The 15,317-nt window shown below is 47.9% G+C and carries 14 protein-coding genes; 4 read left to right on the top strand and 10 right to left on the bottom strand.

Features of this window, described 5'->3' with window-relative positions:
* Positions 1-136 precede the first annotated feature (136 nt).
* Positions 137-469, bottom strand: a complete 333-nt coding sequence (locus tag L4C36_RS10255; RefSeq protein ID WP_428477700.1) for a hypothetical protein — start codon at positions 467-469, stop codon at positions 137-139.
* A gap of 198 nt (positions 470-667) precedes the next feature.
* On the bottom strand, positions 668-3,838 hold the full coding sequence (locus tag L4C36_RS10250) for a putative bifunctional diguanylate cyclase/phosphodiesterase (RefSeq protein WP_428477699.1): 3,171 nt from the start codon (positions 3,836-3,838) through the stop codon (positions 668-670).
* Positions 3,839-4,212: 374 nt separating this feature from the next.
* On the opposite strand from L4C36_RS10250, the gene galM reads away from it, so the two are divergent.
* Positions 4,213-5,289 (top strand): galactose-1-epimerase, encoded by a 1,077-nt coding sequence (gene galM, locus L4C36_RS10245; protein ID WP_428477698.1) that lies wholly within the window; start codon positions 4,213-4,215, stop codon positions 5,287-5,289.
* Positions 5,290-5,359: 70 nt separating this feature from the next.
* Here galM and L4C36_RS10240 read toward each other — a convergent pair whose 3' ends face one another.
* Complete coding sequence (locus tag L4C36_RS10240) at positions 5,360-5,953, bottom strand: HD domain-containing protein (RefSeq protein WP_428477697.1); 594 nt, start codon at positions 5,951-5,953, stop codon at positions 5,360-5,362.
* A gap of 38 nt (positions 5,954-5,991) precedes the next feature.
* Positions 5,992-7,011, bottom strand: coding sequence for a substrate-binding domain-containing protein (locus L4C36_RS10235; protein ID WP_428477696.1), 1,020 nt, complete (start codon positions 7,009-7,011; stop codon positions 5,992-5,994).
* A gap of 383 nt (positions 7,012-7,394) precedes the next feature.
* On the opposite strand from L4C36_RS10235, the gene L4C36_RS10230 reads away from it, so the two are divergent.
* Genes L4C36_RS10230 through L4C36_RS10220 form a run of 3 tightly spaced genes read left to right on the top strand, consistent with a single transcriptional unit; the run spans position 7,395 to position 8,734 of the window.
* Complete coding sequence (locus tag L4C36_RS10230) at positions 7,395-8,144, top strand: class I SAM-dependent methyltransferase (protein WP_428477695.1); 750 nt, start codon at positions 7,395-7,397, stop codon at positions 8,142-8,144.
* Positions 8,145-8,160: 16 nt separating this feature from the next.
* Complete coding sequence (locus tag L4C36_RS10225) at positions 8,161-8,472, top strand: hypothetical protein (RefSeq protein ID WP_428477694.1); 312 nt, start codon at positions 8,161-8,163, stop codon at positions 8,470-8,472.
* Positions 8,465-8,734, top strand: a complete 270-nt coding sequence (locus L4C36_RS10220) for a hypothetical protein (protein WP_428477693.1) — start codon at positions 8,465-8,467, stop codon at positions 8,732-8,734. The genes L4C36_RS10225 and L4C36_RS10220 overlap by 8 nt, the downstream gene beginning before the upstream one ends.
* Positions 8,735-8,809: 75 nt before the next feature.
* On the opposite strand, the gene torA is transcribed toward L4C36_RS10220, so the two are convergent.
* The 6 genes from torA to L4C36_RS10190 form a co-directional block, all read right to left on the bottom strand.
* Positions 8,810-11,290 carry a trimethylamine-N-oxide reductase TorA gene (gene torA, locus L4C36_RS10215; protein WP_428477692.1) on the bottom strand — a complete coding sequence of 827 codons (2,481 nt, stop codon included), beginning with the start codon at positions 11,288-11,290 and terminating at the stop codon, positions 8,810-8,812.
* A 23-nt stretch (positions 11,291-11,313) separates the two neighbouring features.
* Positions 11,314-12,492 carry a pentaheme c-type cytochrome TorC gene (gene torC, locus L4C36_RS10210; RefSeq protein WP_428477691.1) on the bottom strand — a complete coding sequence of 393 codons (1,179 nt, stop codon included), beginning with the start codon at positions 12,490-12,492 and terminating at the stop codon, positions 11,314-11,316.
* A gap of 52 nt (positions 12,493-12,544) precedes the next feature.
* A complete protein-coding gene (torE, locus tag L4C36_RS10205; protein ID WP_428477690.1) occupies positions 12,545-12,721 on the bottom strand; it encodes a trimethylamine N-oxide reductase system protein TorE in 177 nt (58 codons plus the stop codon).
* 426 nt (positions 12,722-13,147) lie between these two features.
* Complete coding sequence (gene artM / locus L4C36_RS10200) at positions 13,148-13,819, bottom strand: arginine ABC transporter permease ArtM (protein ID WP_428477689.1); 672 nt, start codon at positions 13,817-13,819, stop codon at positions 13,148-13,150.
* Positions 13,816-14,505 carry an arginine ABC transporter permease ArtQ gene (gene artQ, locus L4C36_RS10195; RefSeq protein ID WP_428477688.1) on the bottom strand — a complete coding sequence of 230 codons (690 nt, stop codon included), beginning with the start codon at positions 14,503-14,505 and terminating at the stop codon, positions 13,816-13,818. Before artQ ends, artM begins: the two co-directional genes overlap by 4 nt.
* Positions 14,506-14,539: 34 nt before the next feature.
* A complete protein-coding gene (locus tag L4C36_RS10190) occupies positions 14,540-15,271 on the bottom strand; it encodes a lysine/arginine/ornithine ABC transporter substrate-binding protein (RefSeq protein ID WP_428477687.1) in 732 nt (243 codons plus the stop codon).
* Positions 15,272-15,317: the final 46 nt, after the last annotated feature.

Below are 15,317 nucleotides of genomic sequence, written 5' to 3'. Positions count from 1 at the left end.
TTCTTCAATGGCGGTAAATAGGTATTGGTTAATAGCAATAAAACGACGTTTTAAATGGTTATTTACGCAAATTTTTGCAAATTCACTCTCGATTTTTATTTGAAGGGATTTTCATAACATGAGAAAGGCGCAGCGGCTAGCTGCGCTTTTTCAGTTTAAGTGACTTGCGGAGTTGATTGATATACTCCACTCGCGCTGGGTTCGCAGGGGGAGATGAGGTTTCGAGTTGATGCAGAGCGTGTGCTTCCGTTTGTGTGACACAACGGCCATTAATGCGTTGATGGGGCAGTTTAGTGTCCATCGTGGCTTGTTCAGAAGCCTCTTCCTGTGCTTTAGCCAGTGCTTCGCGCGCAAGGCTTTGATTCGTAGGGTCTTGTACGACATGTTTGCGCTTGTAAGCTTGGCCTGCGGGTTGCCCTTGTTGCTCTCGCTGTTTAATGAAATTGTCTAAATGGTCACTAAAGCTCATTGGTTTCCTGCTTATATATACACACTTTCCTAAATTATATACCTAAGTGACCTCAAGATGCGCGTTTGAACAAGAATTAATGTAGGTAAATAGCGTGATGATTCATCTAAATGAGGATGTGTCATCACCATGCCATCGCAAGAAGGATATTTCTCGATTGGGCTGAGCTATTTCCCTTTGTACTGTGCCGGTGTTGGCCTAAAACACCGGATCGGCATTGGCATTTAAATAGAGTTTCTCAAAATGTGGAATGGGCACCGGTCGACCAAATAAAAATCCCTGAAACTCTTCAACGCCAATGTCCGAAAGGAACTGTTCTTGAGTATCATACTCCACCCCTTCGGCAACTACGCGCATATTCAAATTATGCGCTAATTCAACAATGGAACGAGTAATGGCGATGTTATCTTTGTTCCAAGGGAGGTCTTTGACAAATTCACGATCAATTTTCAATATATGGGTCGGAAAACGACTTAAATACGCCAGTGATGAATACCCGGTGCCGAAATCATCAATCGCAATTTTTATTCCCAAGGCTTCTAATTTGATCAGTTTGTCGAGAGCGGTTTCTACATCAGTCATGATAACGCTTTCGGTGATTTCAAGTTCAAGATAAGAAGGGTTGCAGCCCGACGCTGAAATGGCTTGCTGAACGGCGTCGACAATGCCTGAGTTGAGTAATTGGCGTGCAGAAAGATTGAGCGCAAAATTAAGGTAAAGCCCTTTGCGTTGCCATTGCGCCAGTTGTTCACAGGCCTGCTTGATCATGTGCTCCCCCGCTTCCACGATCAAACCGGATCGCTCAAGGACAGGGATCACCTCCATCGGGGACTGTATTTCCCCCGCATCGTCATGCCAACGCAGTAAGGCCTCTACACCACAAATGTTATGGGTTGATGCATCCACTTTGGGTTGGTAATACAGTTCATACTGTGTCGTTCCAAGGCTTTGGCGTAATGAGGATTCGAGATGTAACTGCTTCGCTGTTTCGATGCCCATTTCACGGGTATAAAAGCAGAATTGATTACGGCCTTCTCCTTTGGCTTGGTATAGGGCAATTTCCGTGTATTTATTGAGGTTTTCGAGGTTATCGGTGTCATCCGGTACTAGGCTGATCCCTAAACTGGCAGTAAGGAAAAACTCCCGCTTAAGAATGCAAAGTGGCGCACTCAGTGTTTTTAGCAGACGCGCAGCCAATGTCGCAATATTGTCTGGGGTGACCGAACGGGTGATTAAAATAGCAAATTCATCGCCGCCTAAATGGGCGAGGAAGTCATGGTTACGCAAGGCATGTTGAATGCGCTTCGCAACGGCTTGGATCACGATGTCCCCAGTGTCACGACCGAGTGAATCATTGATTTGCTTAAAGTGGTCGAGATCCAAAATCATTAACGCAATGTGTTTGCGTGTATGTTGACACGCTTCAATGGCCTTTTCTATTTGCTGTTGCAACAACATCCGGTTGGGTAAATCTGTCAGGTAGTCATAATGGGCCATTTTGTGCAGTCGGTTCTCCGCCAGCACGCGTTCGGTAATGTCTTTACCGGTAGAAAGATAATGGCTGATTTTCCCTAAGTGATTCACGATAGGCGAGATCGTTTTTTCTTCATACCAACTGTCGGCGTCCGACACGCGGTGGGCGATCACTCGTTGAATGACAGTGCCTTGCTTTAACTGTTGCTGTACTGAGCGGATCTCTTTGACGCTGGGTAAGCTTTTACGTAGCAGCAGGGCGGATTGTGTGCCAATGATCGATTCTGCCGAGACGTTGTTATACCGCTCAAAGGAGGGGTTAACGTATTCAATGATGCCTTTTTCGTTGGTGATCAAAATCGCATCCTGACTTTGCTCTAGCGCCCAAGACATGCTTTTAAGTTTATTCTCCCGTTCTATCCACTCTGTCACATCCCGCAGGTTGACCAGAATTTCACTGCTTGAACTGTAAGAGGTTTTGGTCGCAATCACTTCGATATGTCGTGTCTTGAAAGTATGGATATCGATTTGCTGTTTAATCACGTGGCCATTGGTACTTTCCGTTGTACAAAATTGCGCGATCAAGGCATTGATTTGCTTACGCACTTGAGGGCTTTTGATCAAGGCTTCTAAAGGTTGGGGCAGCGTGTAGTCTTTTTCATCACACGATAAGATCTGTTTAGCCGCATCATTAATAGAGAGGATCCGCCGGTGCTTATCCATGGTCAGTAAGCCATTCGGGACATGTTTCAGCACGGTGGCATATTTTAAGGCGGTATCATTCACTTTCACATAGAGCTTTTTCTGGGCTTTGAGTGATTGAAATAAATGCCACGCAAACACCATGACCCCGGCTATGAGCGACATAATCAGAATGGTGAATGTGGTGAATTTGATGATGCGTTGTTGAGAATAAGCTTGTTCAATCAAGGTGTCGTGCATGTTAACACGGGTGATGATCGTCCAAGGAAGGTCGCTGCCCTCAAAAGGTAACGTGCGCAGTTGATCGTGGGGGGGCGTCGGCTTTGAAAAGAACCGGCTGTAGGTATAAAGGTAATCGTCTACTTGTATTTGCCCATTGTGTTTTTTCTGAACATCAGCCCATAGCATGGCGTAGGCATCATTGAATTCGGCCACATTGTTATCGAAGTGGGCGGGCATAAACGTCGGGCTTTCTTGCGCATCGGGCCCTAGCAACCAATGTCCCTGATTGTTGATGAGCCATGTTTGTATGTTGCTTTTTGCTTCTGGTTGCCCGTATAGATTCATCAATTTATCTAAATAGTCTTGCCCTCGATAATTGACAGCCAGCAACCAACTTTCACCTTGCACTTTAAAATGGCTGATGAAGCGGATCATAGGAATGGGATCGCCTGGCGTGTTGTCATCGTACAGTTGAAACGCAGAGGTATAGATCCGCTCGGGTAGGCTGCTTAAGGCATGCTTGATGTCGGGAATCATGCGGTGATTAAACGGTGACCCTTGCGCTGTGGGGGGGGTAGGCTGTGCAATATGATGAGCGGCGATATTGTTGGGATTATTAACCTGAATAATCAGCGCCCCAGTGTGATTGTATAGGCTGATTTGTTCAAAATTGTCTCGCGCTGTGGCGATTTGCGTGAAGATGTCAATGAGGTGCCGGTATTGTTCTTTTTGCGTCATGCGCATTTGAGACGTGTTTCTGACTTTGTTGGTCAAATAGCGCAGGCCTGTGAGTACGGGCGTAAATTGATGTTGGGTGATGTGTAGTGACGACTGATGACGACTGTGTTCACGGGCTTGTATGCTGCGCTTGAGCTGCTGTGCATCTTCATTATAGATATAAAACGTGCCCGCTAAAGCCGCTAAAAGCAGTGTTATCAACAATATCAGAAAACGAAGTAACGCTTTTTTCATACATCATCCATGAAGTACCCCAAACAAGCTAAGTATAGTGTTTTAGTGCCCTTGGCTGCATATAAATTACACCCTAAAAGGTATATTTTCGCTGGTTCGTGTGCGGTGTAATGCTTTTTTGAACTGTTTTTGCGTTGTTTCACATAAGGAATGGAGATTCTTCATGCTTACCGAAAATAAAGAACGTAAAAAGGGAGGGTATGCATAACATCACGAAATCAACTTTTTACTGTGTATGAAGTGTAAACGTTTACATTGTTTGTGTTTGGGATCACAGAATGTTGTCGGAAGTCATTGATACACTGCTTATTATGAGAAAGGGAGCCTGAGACAAGGACGCCCTGCGCACATCTGCACAATGAAGGTGATAAACAATGACACTCCCTCTACATTTGGCTGGTTTATATGACAGCATGCGTCAAGATCGCGCGGCTGATGGTCAACCTGCCAACCTCTATACCCTGAGCAATACCGCGGGAATGACCGCAACATTTATGGACATCGGCGCGACGTGGATCAGCTGTACGCTGCCCGTTGCGGATGAACAGCGTGAGGTGGTGCTAGGATGCCGCACCTTAGCGGATTATCAAAAACAGTCTGCGTATATGGGGGCGACAGTCGGGCGCTATGCGAACCGCTTGGAAAAAGGGCAGTTTACCGTCGATGGTACGAAGTATCAGGTTGCGGTCAATCAGGCCGGTAATACCCTCCATGGTGGGCCTGATGGGTTTCATCAACGTCGCTGGACAGTACAAAAAAATGATGCCTCGCAGGTGGTGTTTTCGTTGGTGTCAGAGCATGGCGATCAGGGATTTCCGGGCCAACTGACGGCGAGCGTGACCTTTACCCTAACAGAAGACAATGCGTTAGTGATTGCGTATGAAGCCGAGTGTGATCAGGCATGTCCGGTGAATTTAACTAACCATGCTTACTTTAATTTGGCGGGTGCAGAAAGCGGCCACGAGTGTTTGTCGCACACGTTAACCATCGCGGCAGAGGCATTTGTGCCCACTGACGAGGTGGGGATTCCAACCGGGGAATGGACGTCGGTTGTCGGGACGGGGTTTGATTTTCAAGAAGCAAAAACCATTCGGCAGGACTTTTTGGCAGATGATGATCAGCGATTGGCGGGCGGTTATGATCACGCCTTTGTTCTATTACCGACCGTGACAGATGGTCACACGATGGCGATGCAAGCGGTGTCACCGGATCACGATGTTACTCTGTCTGTGATGACCACGAAGCCAGCGGTGCAGTTATATACCGGTAATTTCTTGGAAGGGAATCCCGCCAGAGAAGGGATTTACCATCAATTCGATGGTTTTTGTTTAGAAACCGAATACTTACCGGATGCACCGAACCATCCTGAATGGCCAGAACAAGGAATTTTGGCGGTAGGTGAGCGTTATCAGCACAATACGACGTATCAGTTTTCGATAGCAAAACGATAGCAAAATAATGTGTCAGGATATGCAAAGAGCCACGTAATGTGGCTCTTTTTATTTTCTCTGGCACGCATGCTTACGCGTCTTTTAGCCACCCGTTGGCAACCGCTACGTCGATTTGTTGGCAGGCGTAATCCCACAGTGCTGGCGTAACCTGCTGCAGGTAGGTATTACGCGCGATGACTTGTGATTTTGTGACACTGTGACGGACCCAGCTACCACCGTTATTCGCCATGTTTTGTAGCAGTGGTAAAATACGATCCATGCCTTTGGCAAAGCGAGCATCAGCCGTTTGTGCTTGTTCAAATTCCAGCCACAACGCTTTCATTGCCTCAAATTGTGCCGTCGGTAGCAGGCCGAACAGGCGGTTTGCTGCTTCAATTTCTTTGTCTTCTTGGCCGTCGAGTTCGTGTTGGGCGGCAAAGGCGAACGTATCACCGGCATCAATTTCAACGATATCGTGGATTAACAGCATCATGACAGCGCGGTTAATATCAACGGGCTCTTCGATGTACTCGCTCAGTACCTGTGCCATGAGTGCAATGTGCCAACTGTGCTCGGCACTGTTTTCTTGACGATTATTGTCTGCTTTTACGGTGGTTTGGCGATATACACTTTTTAGGCGGTCTAGTTCTAAGATAAAGGCCAACTGTTGTTGAAGATTTTGCATAACGTCCTCTGTGTTTTCTTTCTATTTGTTAGTGCGAGTTATTTGTGCGTCTTATTCGTACGAACTGAGCCGACAGAATGGCGCTTGACCAAGGTAGGAACAAACATTCTGGTCGATGCGTCATTGGCTTCTTTTTGCGCTAGTTTGAGCGATAACAGTGCCGCTTGTTCCGCCATGATGTGAATAGGATAGCGAATTGTCGTCAGCTTCGGGTGTAAGTATTTGGCGATTAAGCCGTCATCAAACCCGATCAGAGACAGGGCTTCCGGCACCTGAATATAGTTGTCTTCCAAAACGGACAAGCCACCGGCGGCCATGTAGTCGTTATAGGTTGCGATGGCCGTGATCGGTAATTGCTTTGAGAGCAGGGCGATCATCGCCGACTCGCCGCCCTGTTCGTCAGGCGTGCCATATTCGATGTAGTTTTCATTGCGGCTTATGCCATGTTCTGCCAATGCCGCCAAATAGCCAGCTTTACGTTGCTCGGTATCTTCAATGGCATGGTTAGAGCAGATGTAACCGATATGCTGGTGGCCGTGTTTTATCAAGTGTTCGGTAGCTAAATAGGCCCCTTTGAAGTTATCCAGTGCAATACAGCGTGGTGCGATCTCGGTAATATATCGGTTAATGATCACTAATCCTGGCACTTCCTCAGCGTAGCGGATCAGTTCTTCATTGGGTAAGCCTTTGCTGTGAATAATCAACGAATCACACCGGCTGTTAATCAATAATTCGATCGCTTCACGTTCCGTTTGGGCATCGTGGTAGCCATTGCCGATCAATAACTGTTTGCCTTGCTGGCGCACGACATGATCGATGGCTTTGAGCATGACGCCGAAAAAGGGATCGGAGACATCACCGACCACCACACCCACGGTATTGGTGGATTGGCTCACCAAGGCACGGGCATTGGCATTGGGGCGATAGCCGAGCGCTTGCATTGCGGCAGTCACCGCAGTGATAGAGGCTTGACTGGCTTTGGGCGATTTATTTACCACCCGAGATACGGTGGCGACAGATACGCCGGCGGCTTTCGCCACATCTTTAATGGTCGCCATGGTGACAGTCCTCGTGAAGGGGTGGCTATGGTGTGATGGATAGTGAAGTAAATTGCGGGCTATTAAACCGCGTCTGTGTAAACAGTGCAATCTCCCTGTTTCTGCTTTTCATGTAATGCGATATTGATCGTTTAAAATCAGCAGGTAAGTAACATGTAATCGTTGCCATTTCAGTTGTTGCTTAGTGTGATGAGAAAAAGGGATGAACTTGACCATTTCAGAGGCGGCAAGGCGTAGACCCTGCGTGATGTATGCCGAGAAAATCGTGAGGAATATACGTGTAGCGTGTAAATAGATAAGGCGCTATGACAGTGTCGTGTGATGGCTAAGCGGTTTTATGTGCTTAGGTGCAACATTAAGGTGATGAAGAACAGGTAATAGGAATGCAGGATTTATCGGAATTTATGTCGGGCGAAGATTACGATGCGCAATATGCTCACGTGTATGACAACGACATTCAATTTCTCTCTCGTTTTATTGCGCAAAAACAAGCGAGATCATTGCTAGATATCTGTTGTGGCACAGGGATTGTGACGGTGCCGTTATCCGAAAAAGTCGAGCATACCATCGGTGTCGATATCGCCCCTTCAATGCTAGAACAGGCTCGCCGTCGCGCTGCAGGTCAAAGCCATGTCGATTTTTTGTTAGCTGATGCCACGACGTTTACGCTCGATAGGGCATTTGATTTAGCCATTATGACGGGCAATGCCTTTCAGGCGTTCTTCGATGACGATGTGATGCTGGCGCTGTTGAATAATGTGTATCGGCATTTATCGCCAGGTGGGCATTTGATCTTTGATACCCGTTTGATGACAGCAGAGAACATTACCGAAACCACAGACTATGCACTGTTTAATACTTACGATAATGCGCATGGCGAGAGGGTGTCGTTGTACGGCAAGTATGATCGCTTTGATAAGAGCGACAGTATTATGTATATCACCCAGAAGCGGGTTTATCCCGATGGTGCGGTGGTGCATTCCGGCATTAATCTGAAATACCGTTCACAGGATAATATTCAACAATTGTGCGAACTTGCGGGATTTGAGTTGATACACCAATACGGCAATTGGATGGGTGATGCGTTGAGACATGATGATAACAACATGATTTGTATTGTGAAAAAACGTTAAGCGAAGGAGGTGTCGCATGGAAGCGGTAACGGTACTTTTTGATGAGTTGTCTGGGCATGGCAACTATATCGGGCTTGTATTTGGGTTGTTAGGTATAGCGTGTTTTTGGGTACTGCCCGTGATTGTGTCGCTCACCCATTCACCTAAGTACACAAAAGTGATTGCGTTGGCGTGTGTGCCGGCTTTTTTCTATTCGCCGTTGTGGGTAGGGTTACTGGTTTTCGCTGTGACGGGGCGGTATCTCGATAAATGGGAGGATGGCCTTAACCGCGTGAAAACCCTAATGGATAATGTGCAACAAGGAAGTGGAGATAAGCGACATGGATGAAGTAAAAGTGTTATTTGAGGAAGCATTTGGCAGTGGCAACTATGCGATGCTGGCGGTTGGGGTCATTATCGCTATTATTTTTTGGTTGCTGCCTGTGATGTTAGCGGTTTTATTTAATCGCAAATATCTCAAAGTTATTGCGGTAGCCAGTGTGCCGGCCTTTTTTTCCTTTGTGTTGTGGTTCAGTTTATTGGTCTTTGCGGTGACAGGGCGAGGGGTGGAAAAGTTCATTAAGAAGCAAACAGCGGCTACCGACAAGTAGTGTGATGAGCCCCATAAAACACGCCCTGATACAGGATCAGGGCATGATGGATGGCGTTTCTGATTGCGTGTGTTATTAGAGTGCCGTGAGGGTTTGACTCACTTCAATCGGCCCGCCAAAGGCGGTGACAGGTGGCACTGTGCCTGTGAATTTCTCAAAATCCACTAAGCAGGTGTTGGCGCTGGTGGCTTGTGCTAACTCTGAAGAAGGAATGTCTTGGGTCAGAGTATTAGGATCACCATAGGTATCAATGGCTCCGACTTTTTCATTTAACGGCCCATACCAAGCACCTTCTTCAATGCGGATCACCCCACGCGGGTAGCTGTCACTCAATACAGCGCCGGCCAGTAATTGACCGCGGTCGTTAAACACGCGTACCAAATCACCGTCATGAATGCCTTTCGTGGCTGCATCTTCAGGATTGAGGTAAACTGGCTCGCGACCCTGTACCGCATAGGTGGCGCGGAAGGCTTCTGACTCACACATCTGCGAATGCAGGCGCTTGTCTGGGTGGCAAGATTGCATCCAGAACGGGTGTTTCTGGGATCCCGGCCCACCGTGTGAACGTTCGCTTTTCTCAAACCACATCGGGTGTCCCTGACAGTGATCGTAGCCATAACGGGCAATTTTCCGACTGGTGATTTCAATGAACCCAGATGGCGTGCCAAGCGCGTTGATCTCAGGATCTTGACGGAAATCGGCATGACGTACCCAAGGCTTGCCTGTCCCGAAATCTAACAGACCTTGTGCCCAGAACGTGTCAAAGTCCGGCATATCGAATTTGTTTTTATTGGCATTGCGGCAGTCTGCGTACAATGACTGTACCCATTCCATTTCATCCATGCCACGGGTGTATTCTTTATGGCGACCAAAGCGTCGGGTTAATTCGGTGAAAATGTCAAAATCCGATTTTGATTGGTATAAGGGGTCAACCAATTTGTGCATCGCCAGTAAACCACGCCCACTGTAAGAGCCGTACACGTCAATGTCGTTACGTTCAAACTGGGTACACGCAGGCAGCACGATATCCGAGAAGCGGCACGTTGCAGTCCACGCATAATCAATCGTGACCACGGTTTGCAACTTCTGGAAGGCTTGCTTCATCCGGTTGCGGTCTTGATGGTGGTGCCAAGGGTTATTACCGCTGATCACCATCATTTTGTAATCAGGCAGGATCACTTTATTGCCGTTATAACGGATCGCTTTTCCGGGTTCTAACAAGCAATCCACCCAGCGTGCCACCGGAATGGTACGGCTGTAACCGTTAAAGTCGTTGTTATCCCACTTGGGTTTGTAGCCTTCGTCCACATTACGTGGAAAACCACCGGGTGCTGCAAATCCGGTAGACGGTACACCAATGCCGCTGTAGTGGTGACCGTAAGAAATACCGCCACCCGGTAGGCCGATTTGACCAACCATTGCTGCGATAACCGCGCCCATCCAGTACGGCTGTTCACCGTGTTCCTGACGCTGAATACACCAGCCAAACAGAATTTGAGTACGTTCTGCGACCAGCATACGGGCAAAATCACGGATGGTGTCGGCTTGTATCCCGCACACCTTGGCTGCCCATTCCGGCGATTTTTCGATACGATCTTTGGTGGTGCCTTGTACATATCCAATAAATTCATCAAAGCCGAGGCAGTACATTTTGATGAAGTCTTTGTCGTAAAGATTTTCGTTGTACAGGGTATGGGCGACCGCCAACATGAACGCCACATCGGTTTGTGGGTTAATGTAGAGGTGATCATTCTCAAGGTACCGTTGCGTCTTGCTTTTGACCGGATCGACCGACAGCACATTGATTTCGCCGCTGGCCACTTTCGCTTTGAGCTTGGCAAGAAACGGGTAGGACTCGTGGGTTTCACAGTTCCAGCCCACTTGCAGGTTTTTCACTGGATCGGTGGCCCACAAGATAACATTTTTGCTGTTATCGAGGATCTCTGACCATGAGGTACCTTGGGCATACACTTCGGTAGAGCCCAATACGTACGGCATGATGGTTTGACCGGCACCGGTCGAGTAGTCGCCGACTTTCGTGATGAAGTTGCCGTGCATGCCGACCGCACGTTGCATATGGCTGGTACAGCTATGGAATTGGCCAGTTTGACGCCATCCTGTTTGACCTGCATGCAGTGCCCATGGGCCGTAGTCTTTTTGAATACGTTCCAGTTCGCGGTAGAACAAATCGAGTGCTTCATCCCACGTCACACGGATAAAGCGGTTATTGCCGCGTGTTTCAGCGCTGTATCTGTGTTTTTTTAGCCAATCAAGGCGCACCATCGGGTAACGCACTCGGGAAGGGCTATAGATAATCCCTTTAATGCCGTTCAGCATTTCAGTGGGGTGTTGATCCACTTCAAGCGGCTGAATGTCTTGTACTTTTCCAGCATAAACATGGGCGCGGAACGCCCCCCAGTGGGATCCCGATATTTTCCATGATCCGGTGGTTTCCACCGCGAACGCACGGGTTGAGGTGAGCAAGCTTGGGCCGATAACCCCGACTGCGCTGGTGGTGGCAAGGCCTTTGAGAAAACGTCTTCTGGTTAAAGACATAGTGAGATTACTCCATCCATCGCTTAGTGTGAGTTGTCAGAAAAATCAGAAGAATGCTTCTGGAGGTACTTCAGCACCAGTGCTTCACTGTCACGGTCGAAGTTCACAAAGGCCAGCATGCCGTTGAACATACTTGGCCAGGTATTGGCATCAAAATGTGCTTCTGCTGGTTGGGTATGGCACACTGAGCAGTTGGTGTTATAGGCAGAACGTGCCTTATCCCACGCAGGTGTGATGTCGTTCAGTAGTGAGGCTTTTGGCATCCATACCGTGGCGGTGACACGCTGCCAAGGGAGACCCGTCAGTTCGTCCACTTTTTCTTCGTATTTGCTGACGATCTGCGCATTTTGCGCGGTGTCTTTTAGCAGTGACGCCACGGCGATGTTCATGCCGAAGTCTTCTTGGATCACGCGGCCATAGCCTTTGTCTTTTCGCCAACCGGCAATTTCGACTTCAATTGCGTCATCGTTTTCCGTCAAAATCTTAACCGCAGACGCAGGGTTCAACAGGCCCGCTTCTTTCTTTAGCCCACTGTCTTCGTATACCGGTAAGTAGCGCACGCTATACACCGTTTCGCCGTCGTTATATTGGGTTTGATTGGCAATTTGCATGAGTTCTGCAATTAGGCCGCCGCTGCTGTCCATATTCTTGGGTAGGTGGTGGGCAATGCCTTTGTGGCAATCCACACAGCTTTGATCACGCTCGGCGGCATTTGTCATTTGCACGCGGGCGGTTGCTGACATTTTACTGAAATCCATCCCGTCATAGTCATGACAGTTACGGCATTCCAAGGAGTTATTGGCGCTAAAGCGATCCCATTCGTGTTGGGCCAGAATGAGTCGGCGATCTTCAAATTTTTCAGGGGTATCGATAAAGCCCGCAACATGGGCAAAGACTTCTTTGCTGGCTTGAATTTTTCGGGAGATTTTCGCTGTCCAGTCGTGGGGAACGTGGCAGTCAGGGCAGGTTGCCCGAACGCCTGAGCGGTTTTTGTCGTGAATGGTGCCCGCAAATTCAGGTACGACATTGTTTGCGTGACAACTTACGCAAAATGCTTCGGTATTGGTGGCTTCCAGTGCGGTATTAAAGCCGCCCCAAAACAAAACCCCCGCGATAAATCCGCCGAGGGTGAGGATACCCAGGCTGATATGAACACTGGGGCGAGACAGTGTCTGCCATGCTTTTGTTAGAAATGTTTTCATGATTGATTCTCTTTACATAAATCCCTGTAATGTGCAGCGCGTGGTGTATCGTTTAGGCCCCGTGTCCGGGAGGCCCCATCACAAAAAGTTGCAGCATCCAAATGGTGAAGCCGTAGCCACCGACGGCAATAACACTCAGTAGTGGAAAGAGAACAACAGTGATAAAGAAAAACGCCATCCATTCGCGCGTTTTACTCTTTTTTTCTGACATGCTAAGACGGTTATCCATAGAGCGATTTGCCTGTTCAGGAAGGAATAATACGATTGAGCGTAAGTGCTAAATATATTTTTAAGGCATGGTAATGGATGTTTTATTGGCGGTTCAATAAGCGATGAGAATGAAACGGTGTTCAGTTTTTCAATATTTGAACTGAAACAGAAAGGTGAATGGATTAACTGCTGATGTGTTTATTTGTTATTGATTGTGAAAAATAATGAATGGTTGTTTTTGGTGGTAATTTGTAGATTGAGACAATTTCGCGCAGTTTAACGCATTGAATAGACAAAAGATGTAATCGATATCATAAAGCAACACGTTGCATTGATTGCAAAGTGTGACAGGTATGACAGTAGATAAATAGTGCGTGTTTGAATGTGAAAAGCCATTACGGCCTTGATGGGCGGTAATGGCTTTTTACTATTTTATGGCGTGATTCTATTGTGCGTTTTCAAACGCGAGCGCTTTTTTCTCAACGTGACGGAAAAGCAATGTCAGGCATCCATTGACTGCCAGATAAAATGCACCGGCCACGCTGAATACCACCAATGTGTCATAGGTCTGCGCATTAATCCGTTGTGCATAACCCATGAGATCCATAATGGTGATCGTACTGGCTAACGAGGTGCCCTTGAATACCAAGATCACTTCGTTGGAATAGGCCGGAATGGCACGACGAATCGCATAGGGCAGTAATACGCCCAAGGTGACTTTGGTATCCATTCCCAGCGTTCGGCATGCCTGCCATTGACCAGAAGGGATAGCATTAAATGCCCCTTTGAATAGCTGAGTACTGTATGCCGCCGTATTCAGCGCGAGTGCTAGCATGGCGCAGAACCACGGTTGACGGAGCCATTCCCAGGCAATACTTTCACGTACACTGTCAAATTGTCCCGGCCCGTAGTAAATCAGAAAGATTTGTACTAACAGGGGGGTACCCGTAAACAGGGTGATTGTCGCACGGCTGATCCAGTGCAGGACAGGTGTGCGCAAAATCAGGGTTAATGTCATGCCCAGCGCCAGTAAACAACCGACGATCAATGACGCGGCCGTTAACTCTAAGCTGGTGACGAGGCCTTGTGCAAGTTGCCAAAGATACTGTTCATTCATGCTGAAGCCCCTTGCGATTGATGCCCGTCTTGTACGCTGTATTTCTTATCGAGAATGTTGACAAAACGTTGTGTGATCAAGGTGATCACCAAGTAAACCGCGGCGGCAGACGCATACCAAGTAAAACTTTCATGGGTTGCGGCTGCGGTTAACTGGGCTTGTTTTAGCAAGTCGGTCACCCCGATCAAGGACACTAACGCCGTGTCTTTAAGCAGTACTAACCATTGGTTCGTTAAACCGGGCAGGGCGTGGCGCACCGCTTGTGGCAACACAATACGAATAAAAGCATGGTGTTTGCTGATCCCTAATGCACTGGCGGCTTCACGCTGGCCGTTAGAAACGGCTTTCAATGCCCCCCGCAAGGTTTGTGCGGCATAGGCAGCAAAAATCAATGACAGTGCGATGACCCCCGACAGGAACGGACTGAGTTCCAGAAACTCACCGGTGATCAAGAACAGCACTTGGGTTGACCCAAAAAAGATAAACAGAACAATTAACAGTTCAGGCAAACCACGGAGTATGGTGACAAATGCCGTGGTTGGCCATGCGATGACGCGGTACCGAGACATCTCACCACCGGCAAACAGGACCGCTAATGCTAATCCGACGACTACGCTGGCAAGGCTGAGCTGGATGGTGACCCAGCTCGCTTCCAGTAGCGTCAGGGCATAACCTGATAACGCCATATATTACTCACTTATAAACGATGTGGCTGAGTCTTTACTCACCGAAGTATTTGTCAAAGATCTGCTGGTAGGTGCCATTGTCTTTCACGGTTTTCAGTGCCGCATTCAGTTTATTCAGCAGGGCTTCGTTGTCTTTATTCAAGGCAATACCAAAGCCATTACCGAAGTATTTTGCATTGGTGACAGGGCTGCCAACGTAAACAAGGCTATCGTTTTTCTTGAACCATTCCGCCACAACCGCAGTATCACCAAACACAGAATCGATACGGCCATTTTGCATATCAATGAAGGCGTCCTGGTAGCTGGCGTATGGCACGGCGGTCACCTTTCCCATTTGCTCTGTCAGGTAACTTTGGTGTGTCGAACCGTTCTGAACACCGACACGCTTACCTTGCAGGGCGTTTTGGTCAGCCACTTTGTCTTTCAGGGCAACAAAAGCCGCGGAGTTTTCATAATAAGCATCGGTAAAATTCACCACTTTCTGACGCTGTTCAGTGATATCAATACCAGAAATGGCCGCATCGTAACGACGGAATTTTAAGGCGGGGATCAAGCTGTCAAAAGGCTGGTTGTGGAAGCTACATTTGGCTTCAATCACATCACAAAGGGCATTCGCAAGATCAACATCAAAGCCTTGAATTTGGTTGTTTTCATCCATGTATTCAAACGGGGCGTAAGTCGCTTCCATGGCGAACTTAATTTCTTCTTGAGCGGCTGCGCTAAAAGCCGTCAGGCCGATAATAGAAGCGAGTAGTAATTTTTTCATCGCGATACTCCGTGCGTTGTTTGCGGCATCACGTCGGCTGTGATGC

The organism is Photobacterium japonica, from assembly GCF_050337005.1.
GTDB classification, from domain to species: domain Bacteria; phylum Pseudomonadota; class Gammaproteobacteria; order Enterobacterales; family Vibrionaceae; genus Photobacterium; species Photobacterium japonica.
The sequence above is the reverse complement of the archived record's forward strand: the minus strand, read 5'-3'. Positions and strand labels throughout refer to the sequence as shown.